Annotated in this window: 12 protein-coding genes, 1 tRNA gene and 1 pseudogene; all 14 read right to left on the bottom strand. The window is 56.7% G+C overall.

The genetic code is table 11. From position 1 onward, the window contains the following. On the bottom strand, window positions 1–525 hold a 525-nt coding region (locus AD664_RS18000), incomplete at its 3' end, for a GTP-binding protein (RefSeq protein ID WP_157061581.1). 30 nt (window positions 526–555) lie between these two features. Continuing rightward, entirely contained in the window at window positions 556–2,661 is a 2,106-nt protein-coding gene (fusA, locus tag AD664_RS17995) for an elongation factor G (RefSeq protein WP_053148325.1), read from the bottom strand. A 30-nt stretch (window positions 2,662–2,691) separates the two neighbouring features. Continuing rightward, window positions 2,692–3,162: a 30S ribosomal protein S7 gene (gene rpsG / locus AD664_RS17990; RefSeq protein WP_024776462.1), complete on the bottom strand. Its 471-nt coding sequence runs from the start codon at window positions 3,160–3,162 to the stop codon at window positions 2,692–2,694. A gap of 104 nt (window positions 3,163–3,266) precedes the next feature. Beyond that, window positions 3,267–3,638: a 30S ribosomal protein S12 gene (rpsL, locus tag AD664_RS17985; RefSeq protein WP_003186084.1), complete on the bottom strand. Its 372-nt coding sequence runs from the start codon at window positions 3,636–3,638 to the stop codon at window positions 3,267–3,269. Window positions 3,639–3,854: 216 nt separating this feature from the next. Beyond that, window positions 3,855–8,054: a DNA-directed RNA polymerase subunit beta' gene (rpoC, locus tag AD664_RS17980; protein ID WP_042730527.1), complete on the bottom strand. Its 4,200-nt coding sequence runs from the start codon at window positions 8,052–8,054 to the stop codon at window positions 3,855–3,857. 64 nt (window positions 8,055–8,118) lie between these two features. Then, entirely contained in the window at window positions 8,119–12,192 is a 4,074-nt protein-coding gene (gene rpoB / locus AD664_RS17975) for a DNA-directed RNA polymerase subunit beta (protein ID WP_053148323.1), read from the bottom strand. A gap of 219 nt (window positions 12,193–12,411) precedes the next feature. Then, window positions 12,412–12,777: a 50S ribosomal protein L7/L12 gene (gene rplL / locus AD664_RS17970; protein ID WP_053148321.1), complete on the bottom strand. Its 366-nt coding sequence runs from the start codon at window positions 12,775–12,777 to the stop codon at window positions 12,412–12,414. Between the two features lie 78 nt (window positions 12,778–12,855). Then, a complete protein-coding gene (gene rplJ / locus AD664_RS17965) occupies window positions 12,856–13,356 on the bottom strand; it encodes a 50S ribosomal protein L10 (protein WP_003206099.1) in 501 nt (166 codons plus the stop codon). 199 nt (window positions 13,357–13,555) lie between these two features. Further along, entirely contained in the window at window positions 13,556–14,251 is a 696-nt protein-coding gene (gene rplA / locus AD664_RS17960) for a 50S ribosomal protein L1 (protein WP_003186095.1), read from the bottom strand. Beyond that, entirely contained in the window at window positions 14,251–14,682 is a 432-nt protein-coding gene (gene rplK, locus AD664_RS17955) for a 50S ribosomal protein L11 (RefSeq protein ID WP_003176435.1), read from the bottom strand. The genes rplA and rplK overlap by 1 nt, the downstream gene beginning before the upstream one ends. Window positions 14,683–14,799: 117 nt before the next feature. Next, a complete protein-coding gene (gene nusG / locus AD664_RS17950; protein ID WP_010443972.1) occupies window positions 14,800–15,333 on the bottom strand; it encodes a transcription termination/antitermination protein NusG in 534 nt (177 codons plus the stop codon). Window positions 15,334–15,342: 9 nt separating this feature from the next. After that, entirely contained in the window at window positions 15,343–15,711 is a 369-nt protein-coding gene (gene secE, locus AD664_RS17945) for a preprotein translocase subunit SecE (protein ID WP_003186101.1), read from the bottom strand. A gap of 44 nt (window positions 15,712–15,755) precedes the next feature. After that, a tRNA-Trp gene (locus tag AD664_RS17940) sits at window positions 15,756–15,831 on the bottom strand. A 53-nt stretch (window positions 15,832–15,884) separates the two neighbouring features. Further along, window positions 15,885–16,247: pseudogene (locus AD664_RS17935) on the bottom strand (elongation factor Tu); the annotation flags it as partial.

The raw sequence follows: 16,247 nt of genomic DNA, 5'->3' as shown, positions 1-16,247 counted from the left end.
AGCCGAACCGATGATGATTGGAGTGTCATCACCTGGGAAGTCGTAAGTGCTCAGCAGGTCGCGCACTTCCATCTCAACCAGTTCCAGCAGCTCAGCGTCGTCAACCATGTCAGCCTTGTTCAGGAAGACAACGATGTACGGAACGCCTACCTGACGGGACAGCAGGATGTGCTCACGGGTTTGTGGCATCGGACCATCGGCGGCCGAGCAAACCAGGATCGCGCCGTCCATCTGGGCAGCACCGGTGATCATGTTTTTTACGTAGTCGGCGTGACCTGGGCAGTCAACGTGCGCGTAGTGACGCACGGACGAATCGTATTCAACGTGAGCGGTGTTGATGGTGATACCGCGAGCTTTCTCTTCCGGGGCGCTGTCGATCTTGTCGAAGTCAACCTTGGCCGAACCGAAAACTTCGGAGCAGACACGGGTCAGAGCAGCGGTCAGAGTGGTTTTACCGTGGTCAACGTGGCCGATGGTGCCAACGTTGACGTGCGGTTTGTTCCGTTCAAATTTTTCTTTAGCCACGACAATTAACTCCTAGCTTAAAGGGCTGAATCAGCCTTGCTTTTTGGTAACAGTTTCGACGATATGCGACGGAGCTGTATTGTATTTTTTGAATTCCATGGAGTAGCTTGCGCGACCCTGAGACATGGAACGAACGTCGGTTGCGTAACCGAACATTTCACCCAACGGAACCTCGGCGCGAATGACCTTGCCGGAAACCGTATCTTCCATACCCAGAATCATGCCGCGACGACGGTTAAGGTCGCCCATGACATCACCCATGTAGTCTTCAGGCGTAACGACTTCAACGGCCATGATCGGCTCGAGCAACTCACCACCGCCCTTCTGGGCCAGTTGCTTGGTCGCCATGGAAGCAGCCACCTTGAACGCCATCTCGTTGGAGTCGACGTCGTGGTAAGAACCGTCGAACACGGTCGCCTTCAGGCCGATCAGCGGATAGCCGGCAACAACGCCGTTCTTCATCTGCTCTTCGATACCCTTCTGGATCGCCGGGATGTATTCCTTAGGAACCACACCGCCCACGACTTCGTTCAGGAATTGCAGACCTTCCTGACCTTCGTCAGCAGGAGCAAAACGGATCCAGCAGTGGCCGAACTGACCACGACCGCCGGACTGACGAACGAACTTGCCTTCGATCTCACAGCTCTTCGTGATGCGCTCACGATAGGAGACCTGAGGCTTACCGATGTTGGCTTCGACGTTGAACTCACGGCGCATCCGGTCAACCAGGATGTCCAGGTGCAGCTCGCCCATGCCGGAGATGATCGTTTGACCAGTCTCTTCATCAGTCTTGACGCGGAAAGACGGGTCTTCCTGAGCAAGCTTGCCCAGAGCGATACCCATTTTTTCCTGGTCATCCTTGGTTTTTGGCTCAACGGCAACCGAAATAACCGGCTCCGGGAAGTCCATGCGAACCAGGATGATTGGCTTGTCAGCGTTGCACAAAGTCTCACCAGTGGTGACGTCCTTCATGCCGATCAAGGCCGCGATGTCGCCAGCGCGCACTTCCTTGATTTCTTCACGGGCGTTTGCGTGCATTTGCACCATACGACCCACGCGCTCTTTCTTGCCTTTTACCGAGTTGATCACGCCGTCGCCGGAGGCCAACACGCCCGAGTAAACTCGAACGAAGGTCAAGGTACCCACGAATGGGTCGGTAGCGATCTTGAACGCCAGGGCCGCGAACGGCTCGTCGTCACTTGCGTGACGCTCCATTTCCTCTTCCTCGTTATCAGGGTTGGAGCCCTTGATAGCAGGAATGTCGGTTGGAGCAGGCAGGAAGTCGATAACGGCGTCGAGAACCAGGGGAACGCCCTTGTTCTTGAAGGAAGAACCGCAAACAGCCAGGACGATCTCGCCAGCGATGGTACGCTGACGCAGAGCGGCCTTGATTTCCTCGATGGAGAGCTCTTCGCCTTCGAGGTACTTGTTCATCAGCTCTTCATTGGCTTCGGCCGCAGCCTCGACCATGTTGCTGCGCCACTGCTCGGCTTCTGCCAACAGCTCGGCCGGGATGTCCTTGCGAACAGGGACCATGCCCTTGTCGGAGTCATTCCAGTAGACCGCTTGCATGTTGATCAGGTCGATCTGGCCCTGGAAGTTGTCTTCCGAACCGATAGCGAGCTGGATAGGCACCGGAGTGTGACCCAGACGCTGCTTGATCTGACCGATCACGCGCAGGAAGTTGGCACCAGCACGGTCCATCTTGTTTACATAAACAAGACGTGGAACGCCGTATTTGTTGGCCTGACGCCATACGGTTTCCGACTGAGGCTCAACACCCGAAGTACCGCAGAACACAACGACCGCGCCGTCGAGTACACGCAGGGAACGCTCAACTTCAATGGTGAAGTCTACGTGGCCCGGGGTATCGATGACGTTGAAGCGATGCTCGTGTGGGTACTGCTTCTCGGAACCCTTCCAGAAGGCGGTGATGGCAGCAGAGGTAATGGTAATACCACGCTCCTGCTCCTGCACCATCCAGTCTGTGGTCGCGGCGCCGTCATGCACCTCGCCCATTTTGTGACTTTTGCCGGTGTAAAAAAGGACGCGCTCGGTGGTGGTGGTTTTACCAGCATCCACGTGAGCGACGATACCGATGTTACGGTAGCGGTTAATCGGTGTAGTACGAGCCATAAAGCCCTCGCAAATTGAGTGACGCTAAAATTAGAAGCGGTAGTGCGAGAAAGCCTTGTTGGCTTCAGCCATACGGTGCACGTCTTCACGCTTCTTAACTGCAGCACCTTTACCTTCAGCAGCGTCCAACAGTTCACCAGCCAAACGCAGAGCCATGGACTTCTCGCCGCGCTTGCGGGCGAAGTCTACGAGCCAGCGCATGGCCAGAGCGTTACGACGGGACGGACGAACTTCAACCGGAACCTGGTAGGTAGCACCGCCTACGCGGCGCGACTTCACTTCGACCAGCGGAGCGATGGCGTCGAGTGCTTTTTCGAAGAGTTCCAGGGGATCGGAGTTCTTACGCTCTTTAACTTTTTCCAGCGCGCCATAAACGATACGTTCGGCAACGGCTTTCTTGCCGCTTTCCATTACGTGGTTCATGAACTTGGCGAGGATCTGGCTTCCGTATTTCGGATCGTCCAGAATCTCACGCTTGGCTGCTACGCGACGTCTTGGCATTGATAAGCCCTCAAACGGTCTTCAGGTTAGCCCGGGACAGCTGACGCGTGCCCGACCTTACTCTTATCGACTCAATAAAATTAAAAACTGCAAAAAACGGCCGATTATTTCGGACGCTTGGTACCGTATTTCGAACGACCCTGGTTACGACCTTTAACGCCGGAAGTATCCAAAGAACCGCGAACGGTGTGGTAACGAACACCTGGCAAGTCTTTTACACGACCGCCGCGGATCAGTACCACGCTGTGCTCTTGCAGGTTGTGGCCTTCACCGCCGATGTACGAGGAAACCTCGAAACCGTTGGTCAGGCGCACACGGCATACTTTACGCAGTGCCGAGTTAGGTTTTTTCGGCGTAGTGGTATACACGCGGGTGCATACGCCACGACGTTGCGGGCAGTTCTGCAGCGCAGGTACGTCGGATTTCTCGACGATACGCTTACGCGGCTGACGTACCAGCTGGTTGATAGTTGCCATCTACTAGCTCCACTGTTGTCTTGCGACGCTATTGTCTTGCAAGAAAAGCAAAATGGCAGGAACGAATTCCCGCCAAATTTAGGGGATCAAGAGTCTAAAGAGGATCTTGTCCCCAGTCAAGGCAAGGCCCCGACCTCCCCGCCCGCCGGATCTCGACAATCTGTCTCGATCCGCCGAACGGGGCGACCAGGGCCTGGCACTCAATTACCGCAGAACTCAGTTACCGCTCGAGTTCAGCGCTTCGGTCAGTGCAGCTTCCACTTCACTGGCGCTTACGCGCAACGGCTTGTCTGCATCACGGCGACGCTTACGCTCGCTGTGATAGGCCAAACCGGTACCGGCCGGGATCAGACGACCCACGACCACGTTTTCTTTCAGGCCGCGCAGGTAATCGCGCTTGCCGGTTACCGCCGCTTCGGTCAGTACACGAGTGGTTTCCTGGAAGGAAGCCGCCGAGATGAACGATTCGGTGGACAACGACGCCTTGGTGATACCCAGCAGAACGCGGGTGAACTTGGCGACAAACTTGTCTTCCGTGCTCAGACGCTCGTTCTCTACCAGTACGTGAGTCAGTTCCATCTGGTCGCCCTTGATGAAGCTGGAATCGCCAGACTCGGAGATCTCAACTTTACGCAGCATCTGACGCAGGATGGTCTCGATGTGCTTGTCGTTGATCTTCACGCCTTGCAGGCGGTAAACGTCCTGGATCTCGTTCACGATGTACTTGGCCAGCGCACTCACACCCAGCAGACGCAGGATGTCGTGTGGATCGCTCGGACCGTCGGAGATCACTTCGCCGCGGTTGACCTGTTCGCCTTCGAAGACGTTCAGGTGACGCCACTTCGGAATCAGCTCTTCGTACGGATCGCTACCGTCGTTCGGGGTGATGACCAGACGGCGCTTGCCCTTGGTTTCCTTACCGAACGCGATGGTGCCGCTGACCTCAGCCAGGATCGAGGCTTCCTTCGGACGACGAGCTTCGAACAAGTCGGCAACACGCGGCAGACCACCGGTGATGTCGCGGGTCTTCGAGGTTTCCTGCGGGATACGGGCGATAACATCACCGATCGCGATCCGCGCACCGTCCGCAACACCGACCAGGGCGTTGGCTGGCAGGAAGTACTGAGCGATAACGTCAGTGCCTGGCAGCAACAGATCCTTGCCGTTGTCGTCGACCATCTTCACGGCAGGACGGATGTCCTTGCCGGCAGCTGGACGATCTTTCGGATCCAGTACTTCAATGTTGGTCATACCGGTCAATTCGTCAGTCTGACGCTTGATCGTGATGCCTTCTTCCATGCCCACGTAGGTCACGGTACCTTTCATTTCGGTAACGATCGGGTGAGTGTGCGGATCCCACTTGGCCACGATGGCGCCAGCGTCGACCTTGTCACCTTCCTTGACCGAAATCACCGCACCATACGGCAGCTTGTAGCGCTCGCGCTCACGACCGAAGTCGTCGGCAATCGCCAGCTCACCGGAACGGGACACGGCGACCAGGTGACCGTCCACGCGCTCAACGTGCTTGAGGTTGTGCAGGCGGACAGTACCGCCATTCTTCACCTGTACGCTGTCGGCCGCGGAGGTCCGGCTGGCCGCACCACCGATGTGGAACGTACGCATGGTCAGCTGGGTACCCGGCTCACCGATGGACTGGGCCGCGATAACGCCGACCGATTCACCGATGTTCACCTGGTGACCACGAGCCAGGTCGCGGCCGTAGCACTTGGCGCAGATGCCGTAGCGGGTTTCGCAGCTGATCGGCGAACGCACGATCACTTCATCGATGCTGTTCAGCTCGATGAACTCTACCCACTTCTCGTCTACCAGGGTGCCGGCAGGAACGATGACGTCCTCGGTACCTGGCTTGAATACGTCACGGGCGATGACACGACCCAATACGCGTTCACCCAACGGCTCGACCACGTCGCCGCCTTCGATGTGCGGAGTCATGACCAGGCCATGTTCGGTGCCGCAATCGATCTCGGTCACCACCAGGTCTTGCGCTACGTCTACCAGACGACGTGTCAGGTAACCGGAGTTCGCCGTTTTCAACGCGGTATCCGCAAGACCCTTACGAGCACCGTGCGTGGAGATGAAGTACTGGAGTACGCTCAGGCCTTCACGGAAGTTCGCGGTGATCGGGGTCTCGATGATGGAGCCGTCCGGCTTGGCCATCAGGCCACGCATACCGGCGAGCTGACGGATCTGCGCAGCAGAACCCCGCGCGCCCGAGTCGGCCATCATGTACATCGAGTTGAAGGATTCCTGCTCGACTTCGTCGCCATGACGGTCGATGACCTTCTCTTTCGAGAGGTTGGCCATCATCGCCTTGGAAACTTCGTCGTTCGCCTTGGACCAGAGGTCGATCACCTTGTTGTACTTCTCGCCCTGGGTTACCAGGCCGGAGGCGTACTGGCTTTCGATCTCTTTCACTTCCTCGGTAGCGGTACCGATGATGCGGGCTTTTTCATCCGGGATAACGAAGTCGTTAACACCGATGGAAACGCCGGAAATGGTCGAATAGGCAAAACCGGTGTACATCAACTGGTCAGCGAAGATCACGGTTTCCTTCAAACCAACCACGCGGTAGCACTGGTTGATCAGCTTGGAGATCGCTTTCTTCTTCATCGGCAGGTTGACGACATCGAACGACAAGCCTTTTGGCACAACCTGGAACAACAGCGCACGGCCGACAGTGGTGTCGACAATACGGGTGTTGGTCACGCTGTTGCCATCGCGATCGTTCACGGTCTCGTTGATCCGCACCTTGACCTTGGCATGCAGTGCGGCTTCGCCGGCACGGAACACACGGTCAACTTCCTGCAGATCCGCGAACACACGACCTTCGCCCTTGGCGTTGATCGCTTCGCGCGTCATGTAGTACAGACCCAATACAACGTCCTGCGACGGCACGATGATTGGCTCACCGTTGGCTGGCGACAGAATGTTGTTGGTCGACATCATCAACGCACGCGCTTCGAGCTGGGCTTCCAGCGTCAGCGGTACGTGCACGGCCATCTGGTCACCGTCGAAGTCGGCGTTGTACGCAGCACAGACCAGCGGGTGCAGCTGGATAGCCTTACCTTCGATCAGTACCGGTTCAAACGCCTGGATGCCCAGACGGTGAAGGGTCGGTGCACGGTTGAGGAGCACGGGGTGTTCGCGAATCACTTCGGCGAGAACGTCCCAGACCTCTGGCAGCTCGCGCTCGACCATCTTCTTGGCGGCCTTGATGGTGGTCGCCAGACCACGCATTTCCAGCTTGCCGAAAATGAACGGCTTGAACAGCTCGAGAGCCATCTTCTTCGGCAGACCGCACTGGTGCAGACGCAGGGTCGGGCCTACGGTAATTACCGAACGACCGGAGTAGTCAACACGCTTACCGAGCAAGTTCTGACGGAAACGACCTTGCTTACCCTTGATCATGTCGGCCAGGGATTTCAGAGGACGCTTGTTCGAACCGGTGATAGCGCGACCGCGACGACCGTTATCCAGCAAGGCATCCACAGCTTCCTGCAGCATGCGCTTTTCGTTGCGCACGATGATGTCAGGAGCGGACAGATCCAGCAGGCGCTTCAAACGGTTGTTACGGTTGATCACTCGACGATACAGATCGTTGAGGTCGGAAGTCGCAAAGCGACCGCCATCGAGCGGAACCAGCGGACGCAGGTCTGGCGGCAGAACCGGCAGAACGGTCAGCACCATCCACTCAGGCAGGTTGCCGGAACCCTGGAAGGCTTCCATCAACTTCAGGCGCTTGGACAGCTTCTTGATCTTGGTTTCGGAGTTGGTTTGCGGAATTTCTTCACGCAGGCGGCCAATCTCGTGCTCCAGGTCGATCGCGTGCAGCAGTTCACGGACAGCTTCGGCACCCATGCGGGCATCGAAATCGTCACCGAACTCTTCCAGCGCTTCGAAATACTGCTCGTCGTTAAGCAGTTGGCCCTTTTCAAGGGTGGTCATGCCTGGGTCGATCACGACGTAGCTCTCGAAGTAGAGAACACGTTCGATATCACGCAGGGTCATGTCCATCAGCAAGCCGATACGGGACGGCAGCGATTTCAGGAACCAGATGTGGGCAACCGGTGAAGCCAGTTCGATGTGCGCCATGCGCTCACGACGAACCTTGGCCAGCGCGACTTCAACGCCGCACTTCTCGCAGATCACGCCACGGTGTTTCAAGCGCTTGTACTTACCGCACAGGCACTCGTAATCCTTGACCGGGCCAAAGATCTTGGCGCAGAACAGGCCGTCACGCTCAGGCTTGAACGTACGGTAGTTGATGGTTTCCGGTTTTTTAACTTCACCGAACGACCACGAACGGATCATCTCAGGCGAGGCCAATCCAATACGGATAGCGTCGAACTCTTCGACTTGACCCTGGTTTTTCAGCAAATTCAGTAGGTCTTTCAAGGCCTTTCCTCCTGGCGGAGCAGAGAGCGGGCCAGACAGCCCCGCTCTCGATTCGCGTCACGTGTTATTCGGTTTCCAGATCGATATCGATGCCGAGGGAACGAATTTCCTTGATCAACACGTTGAAGGACTCGGGCATGCCCGGCTCCATACGGTGATCGCCGTCCACGATGTTTTTGTACATCTTGGTCCGGCCGTTCACATCGTCCGACTTCACTGTGAGCATTTCTTGCAGAGTGTAGGCAGCACCGTACGCTTCCAGCGCCCAGACCTCCATCTCCCCGAAACGCTGACCACCGAACTGCGCCTTACCACCCAGCGGCTGCTGGGTAACCAGGCTGTAAGAACCGGTAGAACGAGCGTGCATCTTGTCGTCTACCAAGTGGTTCAGCTTCAGCATGTACATGTAGCCAACGGTAACCGGACGCTCGAATTTGTTGCCGGTACGGCCATCGAACAGCTGCATCTGGCCGCTTTCCGGCAGGTCTGCCAGTTTCAGCATGGCCTTGATTTCGCTTTCCTTGGCACCGTCGAACACCGGAGTCGCCATTGGAACGCCGCCGCGCAGGTTCTTCGCCAGGTCCAGGATTTCCTGGTCGGAGAAGGTGTCCAGCTCTTCGTTGCGACCGCCGATCTCGTTGTAGATCTCGTGCAGGAACTTACGCAGGTCTGCGACCTTGCGCTGCTCTTCGACCATACGGTTGATCTTCTCACCCAAGCCCTTGGCCGCGAGGCCCAGGTGGGTTTCAAGGATCTGACCAACGTTCATACGCGAAGGTACGCCCAACGGGTTGAGGACCACATCGACCGGGGTGCCATTGGCATCGTGCGGCATGTCTTCAACCGGCATGATCACAGAGACCACACCTTTGTTACCGTGACGACCGGCCATCTTGTCGCCCGGCTGAATGCGGCGACGGATTGCCAGGTAGACCTTGACGATTTTCAGCACGCCTGGAGCCAGGTCATCGCCCTGCTGCAGTTTGCGCTTCTTGTCTTCGAACTTGTCATCCAGCAGACGGCGGCGATCAACGATGTAGGCCTGGGCTTTCTCGAGCTGCTCGTTCAGAGCGTCTTCAGCCATGCGCAGTTTGAACCACTGGCCGTGCTCAAGACCGTCGAGGACTTCGTCGGTGATTTCCTGACCTTTCTTCAGGCCGGCGCCGCCTTCGGCCTTGTGGCCAACCAGCGCAGCACGCAGACGTTCGAAAGTCGCGCCTTCAACGATACGGAACTCTTCGTTCAGGTCCTTGCGGATCTCGTCGAGCTGGGTTTTCTCGATGGACAGTGCACGAGCATCACGCTCGACGCCGTCGCGAGTGAAGACCTGTACGTCGATGACGGTACCCTTGGTGCCAGTCGGCACACGCAGGGAGGTGTCCTTAACGTCACTGGCTTTTTCACCGAAGATGGCACGCAGCAGTTTTTCTTCCGGCGTCAGCTGGGTCTCGCCTTTCGGAGTGACCTTGCCCACCAGGATGTCGCCTGCGCCGACTTCGGCACCTACATAAACGATACCGGCTTCGTCCAGCTTGTTCAGTGCAGCCTCACCCACGTTCGGGATGTCCGCAGTGATTTCTTCTGGGCCAAGCTTGGTGTCACGAGCCACACAGGTCAGTTCCTGAATGTGGATCGTGGTGAAGCGGTCTTCCTGAACCACACGCTCGGACAGGCAGATGGAGTCTTCGAAGTTGAAGCCGTTCCACGCCATGAACGCGATGCGCATGTTCTGGCCCAGCGCCAGTTCACCCATGTCGGTGGACGGGCCGTCAGCCATGATGTCGCTGCGCTGAACCCGATCACCCTTGCTGACCAGCGGACGCTGGTTGATGCAGGTGTTCTGGTTGGAGCGGGTGTATTTGGTCAGGTTGTAGATGTCGACACCGGCTTCGCCCGTTTCAACTTCGTCATCGGCAACACGAACCACGATACGGCTGGCATCGACGGAATCGATCACACCGCCACGACGGGCCACGACGCAAACGCCGGAGTCGCGAGCAACGTTGCGCTCCATGCCGGTACCCACCAGCGGCTTGTCGGCACGCAGGGTCGGTACAGCCTGACGCTGCATGTTCGAACCCATCAACGCACGGTTGGCGTCGTCGTGCTCGAGGAACGGAATCAGCGACGCTGCCACCGAAACAACCTGCTTGGGCGACACGTCCATCAAGGTGACGTCTTCCGGCGCCTTGACGGTGAACTCGTTCAGGTGACGAACAGCAACCAGTTCGTCGATCAGGACTTTCTTGTCGTTCATCGTGGCCGAAGCCTGGGCGATCACGTGATCGGCCTCTTCGATGGCGGACAGGAACACGATCTCGTCGGTCACCAGGGCGTCTTTCACCACACGGTACGGGCTCTCGAGGAAGCCGTACTGGTTGGTGCGCGCATAGGCGGCCAGGGAGTTGATCAGACCGATGTTCGGACCTTCCGGCGTCTCGATCGGGCATACGCGACCGTAGTGGGTCGGGTGTACGTCACGAACTTCAAAGCCTGCGCGCTCACGGGTCAGACCACCTGGGCCGAGTGCGGAGACACGACGCTTGTGGGTGATCTCGGACAGCGGGTTGTTCTGGTCCATGAACTGCGACAGCTGGCTCGAACCGAAGAACTCCTTAACCGCCGCAGCCACTGGCTTGGCGTTGATCAGGTCTTGCGGCATCAGGCCTTCGCTTTCAGCCATCGACAGGCGTTCCTTGACCGCGCGCTCTACACGCACCAGGCCAACACGGAACTGGTTCTCGGCCATTTCGCCTACGCAGCGAACACGACGGTTACCCAGGTGGTCGATGTCATCGACGATGCCTTTGCCGTTACGGATGTCGACCAGAGTCTTGAGCACCGCAACGATGTCGTCCTTGTTCAGCACACCCGAACCTTCGATCTCGGTACGACCGATACGACGGTTGAACTTCATCCGGCCGACCGCAGACAGGTCATAACGCTCAGGGCTGAAGAACAGGTTGTTGAACAGGGTCTCGGCTGCATCCTTGGTTGGCGGCTCGCCAGGACGCATCATGCGATAGATCTCGACCAGGGCTTCCAGCTGGTTGCCGGTGGAGTCGATCTTCAGCGTGTCGGAGATGAAAGGACCGCAGTCGATGTCGTTGGTGTACAGGGTTTCGATACGAACGACCTGGGCCTTGACGATTTTCGCCAGGATTTCGACGGACAGCTCGGTGTTGCACTCTGCAATGATTTCGCCAGTGGCCGGATGCACGATGGCCTTCGCCGTGGTGCGACCCAGGACGTAGTCCATCGGCACCTGCAGCTCTTTGATCCCGGCTTTTTCCAGCTGGTTGATGTGGCGAGCGGTGATACGACGACCCTGCTCGACAATAACCTTACCTTTGTCGTCCTGGATGTCCAGGACCGCTATTTCACCGCGCAGGCGCTGAGGCACCAGTTCCAGGCTGAGGTTTTCACCCTGCACGTGGAAGACGTTGGTGGTGTAGAACGCGTCCAGCACTTCCTCGGTGGTATAGCCGAGCGCGCGCAGCAGTACCGAAGCCGGCAGCTTGCGACGACGGTCGATACGCACGAAGACGCAGTCTTTCGGGTCGAATTCGAAGTCCAACCACGAACCGCGGTAAGGAATGATGCGCGCGGAGTAAAGCAGTTTGCCGGAGCTGTGCGTCTTGCCACGGTCGTGGTCGAAGAACACGCCCGGAGAACGGTGCAGCTGGGAAACGATTACACGCTCGGTACCGTTGATTACGAAGGTACCGTTCTCAGTCATCAGGGGGATTTCACCCATGTAGACTTCTTGCTCTTTGATGTCCTTGATCGCTTTGTTCGACGATTCTTTGTCGAAAATGATCAGGCGCACTTTTACCCGCAAAGGTACGGCGTAAGTTACACCGCGCAATACGCATTCTTTGACATCAAATGCCGGTTCGCCCAGGCGATAACCGACGTACTCCAGCGCAGCATTGCCGGAGTAGCTGATGATCGGGAAAACGGATTTGAAGGCCGCATGCAGGCCCACGTAGCGGAACTGATCTTTAGTCGCTCCCGCTTGCAAGAATTCACGATACGAATCCAGCTGGATGGCCAGGAGGTACGGCACATCCATGACGTCCGGCAACTTGCTAAAGTCCTTGCGGATACGTTTTTTCTCAGTATATGAGTAAGCCATCAGCGTTCCCCAGCTTGGTCACCTGCTTGTTTGGCCTCTCCCGACGGGAGCAGCCAGAAAATCGTGCAAACCCCATGGTTTGCGCCACCACATCGGGTGGTTACAGCTCGTTACCAGCACCAACCCAGTCGGCTGCCAATAACGGAAAAAGGCCGGTGGCAAGAGCCACCAGCCATCAGCCTGTCGCTTAACGCTCGGGCTGGAGACGCAAGGTCGAAATTACTTGATTTCGACAGCAGCGCCTGCTTCTTCCAGCTTCTTCTTGGCGTCTTCAGCAGCTTCTTTGGTAACGCCTTCAGCGATAACCTGAGGAGCGGTGTCAACCTTCTCCTTGGCTTCTTTCAGGCCCAGACCGGTCAGCTCGCGAACAGCCTTGATCACGTTAACTTTCTTATCGCCAGCGGCGGTCAGGATAACGTTGAACTCGGTTTGCTCTTCAGCAGCAGCAACAGCAACAGCTGGACCAGCGGAAGCAGCAGCAGCGGTAACGCCGAATTTTTCTTCGAAAGCTTTGATCAGCTCAACAACTTCCATTACGGACATGTTGCCAACGGCTTCGAGGATATCGTTTTGAGAGATAGACATGAATCTAAATTCCTGGATTGGGGGACGGCCTACGCGACCATCGAAATAAACAAAAAACGCGGAAAAGAGTGTCGAGCCTTAGGCTGCGGCAGCTTCTTTCTGGTCGCGCAATGCCGCCAGAGTACGAGCCAATTTGCTGGTTGCGCCTTGAATCACGCTCATCAGCTGAGAAATTGCTTCGTCACGGGTCGGCAGAGTTGCCAGTACGTCGATCTGGTTAGCTGCGAGGAACTTGCCCTCGAACGCAGCTGCCTTAATCTCGAACTTGTCCTGACCTTTGGCGAATTCCTTGAACAAACGGGCAGCAGCGCCAGGATGTTGGGTGGAGAACGCGATCAAGGTCGGGCCGGTGAACACGTCGTTGAGAACACTGTATTCAGTGTCAGCAACAGCGCGCTTGAGCAGGGTGTTACGTACGACACGTACGTAAACGCCAGCTTCACGAGCCTCTTTACGGAGTCCGGTCATTGCGCCTACTGTTACGCCACGGGCATCAGCCACGACAGCGGACAGAGCAGCTTTGGCAGCCTCGTTGACTTCAGCGACGATGGCCTTCTTGTCTTCGAGTTTAATTGCCACGGGTTTAACTCCTGCTTGTTACCGTTTCATTCGGTCGGAACCGAATGTCGTTTTGGTGTCTGATTCGGTAAGGAACCGGGAGCACCATCTGCGTAGGCTTGAGGTTTAAGACTTGCGCCGCCTACGGTCTTGGACAGCCCCCGCCAGGCAGGGACCCCAATTTTTCGATTGGCGCAATTGCTTGCGCCAACCTTGAGTCTTACGCGTCGAGCGAGCTCTGATCGATGACCAGACCTGGGCCCATGGTGGTGCTCAGGGTAACGCGCTTGACGTAGATACCTTTCGAGGAAGCTGGCTTGATACGCTTCAGATCAGCGATCAGGGCTTCAACGTTTTCCTTCAGCTTGACGGCGTCGAAGCCGATCTTGCCAACGGAAGTGTGGATGATGCCGTTTTTGTCGGTGCGATAACGAACCTGACCAGCCTTGGCGTTCTTGACCGCGGTGGCTACGTCTGGTGTTACGGTGCCGACTTTAGGGTTAGGCATCAGACCTCGTGGACCGAGGATCTGACCCAGCTGACCCACAACGCGCATGGCATCCGGGGATGCGATCACTACGTCGTAGTTCAGGTCGCCGCCCTTCATTTCAGCAGCCAGATCGTCCATGCCTACGCGGTCAGCGCCAGCAGCCAGAGCAGCTTCAGCCGCTGGGCCCTGGGTGAACACGGCAACACGAACGGTCTTGCCAGTGCCGTGTGGCAGCACGGTAGCGCTACGAACGACCTGGTCGGATTTACGTGGGTCAACGCCCAGGTTTACAGCAACGTCGAACGACTCGCTGAACTTGACAGTCGACAGCTCAGCCAGCAGAGCGGCGGCGTCTACAAAGTTGTAGGCCTTGCCTGCTTCGATTTTGCCGGCGATAGCCTTTTGACGCTTGGTCAGCTTAGCCATTACACACCCTCCACGTTAAGGCCCATGCTACGAGCAGAACCGGCGATAGTACGCACGGCTGCATCCATATCAGCTGCAGTCAGATCCGCGTTTTTGGTTTTCGCGATTTCTTCCAGCTGAGCACGGGTAACGGTGCCAACCTTAACGGTGTTTGGACGAGCGGAACCGCTGGTCAAACCTGCAGCCTTCTTCAGCAGAACCGAAGCAGGGGTGCTTTTTGTTTCGAAAGTGAAGCTACGGTCGCTGTAGACAGTGATGATCACTGGAGTCGGCAGACCTGGCTCAAGACCCTGAGTACGGGCGTTGAAAGCCTTGCAGAATTCCATGATGTTCACGCCGTGCTGACCCAGAGCAGGACCAACAGGTGGGCTTGGGTTAGCCTGAGCGGCCTTCACTTGCAGCTTGATGTAAGCGGTAATCTTCTTGGCCATGAGGCACTCCAATTACGGGTTCGAACGCCTCGAAAGGCTCCCCGGTTACTTGCGCGTTTATCCCAGTGACGACAAAACCCCACAGCCTAGGGCTGCGGGGTTGGGATGCCTGCTCAATCAGACCTTTTCGACCTGACTGAACTCGAGCTCTACCGGAGTAGAGCGTCCGAAAATGAGCACGGCCACTTGGATCCGGCTCTTTTCGTAGTTAACTTCTTCAACCGTACCGTTAAAGTCGGCGAATGGACCGTCGGTGACGCGAACCACTTCACCCGGCTCAAACAACGTTTTCGGCTTCGGCTTGTCGCTACCATCAGCAACACGACGCAGAATGGCTTCTGCTTCTTTATCAGTAATTGGTGCAGGCTTATCAGCGGTACCGCCGATGAAGCCCATCACCCGAGGGGTATCCTTGACCAAGTGCCAAGTCCCTTCGTTCATATCCATCTGTACCAGCACGTAGCCTGGGAAGAACTTGCGTTCACTTTTGCGCTTCTGGCCATTACGCATTTCAACCACTTCTTCAGTGGGGACCAGAATTTCGCCAAAGCCGTCTTCCATGCCAGCCAGCTTTACGCGCTCAATCAGCGAGCGCATGACATGCTTCTCGTAACCCGAGTAAGCATGCACAACGTACCAACGCTTAGCCACGGGACACCCTTAGCCAACAATCAAGGAAACAAGCCAGCCGAGCAGGGAATCAAGACCCCACAACAGCAACGCCATGACCAGGACAACAGCCACGACAATCAGCGTGGTCTGCGTGGTCTCTTGGCGAGTCGGCCATACGACTTTACGAATCTCGGTGCGAGCTTCCTTAGCGAGTACAAAGAAAGACTTGCCCTTGGCTGTCTGCAGGCCAACGAAGGCAGCAACGGCAGCAATGGCGAGCAATGCGAGTACGCGGTACAGGATCGGCGAAGCAGAGTAATACTGATTGCCAACAACGCCAACAACCACCAAAGCGACTACCACTAGCCACTTAAGCAGATCGAAGCGAGAGCCTTGAGCTTCAGCTTTAGGAGTCATCTATCAGATCCTGTGAAAAGAAAGCCAGACACACTGAGTGAATCTGGCAGGTCAGGAGGGAATCGAACCCCCAACCTACGGTTTTGGAGACCGTCGCTCTGCCAATTGAGCTACTGACCTAAAACAAAATCAGGCCGACCATTATGCCGGCCCGAAAAAGACATTACAACTGTTTACTCGATGACTTTGGCTACGACGCCAGCGCCGACGGTACGACCGCCTTCACGGATAGCGAAACGCAGACCGTCTTCCATCGCGATGGTCTTGATCAGAGTGACAGTCATCTGGATGTTGTCACCTGGCATTACCATTTCAACGCCTTCTGGCAGCTCGCAGTTACCAGTCACGTCAGTTGTACGGAAGTAGAACTGTGGACGGTAGCCTTTGAAGAACGGAGTGTGACGACCGCCTTCTTCCTTGCTCAGAACGTAAACTTCTGCGGTGAACTTGGTGTGCGGCTTGACGGTGCCTGGCTTGACCAGAACCTGGCCACGCTCAACGTCGTCACGCTTGGTGCCGCGCAGCAGTACGCCGCA

The sequence above is a fragment of the Pseudomonas sp. P97.38 genome, assembly GCF_001269745.1.
GTDB classification, from domain to species: Bacteria; Pseudomonadota; Gammaproteobacteria; order Pseudomonadales; family Pseudomonadaceae; genus Aquipseudomonas; species Aquipseudomonas chlororaphis_E.
This window is presented reverse-complemented; position numbering and strand designations above follow the sequence as displayed.

Coding starts and splice junctions, on each gene's coding strand:
- fusA (WP_053148325.1), bottom strand. CDS start 2,661: ATGGCTCGTACTACACCGATTAACCGCTACCGTAACATCGGTATCGTC.
- rpsG (WP_024776462.1), bottom strand. CDS start 3,162: ATGCCAAGACGTCGCGTAGCAGCCAAGCGTGAGATTCTGGACGATCCG.
- rpsL (WP_003186084.1), bottom strand. CDS start 3,638: ATGGCAACTATCAACCAGCTGGTACGTCAGCCGCGTAAGCGTATCGTC.
- rpoB (WP_053148323.1), bottom strand. CDS start 12,192: ATGGCTTACTCATATACTGAGAAAAAACGTATCCGCAAGGACTTTAGC.
- rplL (WP_053148321.1), bottom strand. CDS start 12,777: ATGTCTATCTCTCAAAACGATATCCTCGAAGCCGTTGGCAACATGTCC.
- rplA (WP_003186095.1), bottom strand. CDS start 14,251: ATGGCTAAGCTGACCAAGCGTCAAAAGGCTATCGCCGGCAAAATCGAA.
- rplK (WP_003176435.1), bottom strand. CDS start 14,682: ATGGCCAAGAAGATTACCGCTTACATCAAGCTGCAAGTGAAGGCCGCT.
- secE (WP_003186101.1), bottom strand. CDS start 15,711: ATGACTCCTAAAGCTGAAGCTCAAGGCTCTCGCTTCGATCTGCTTAAG.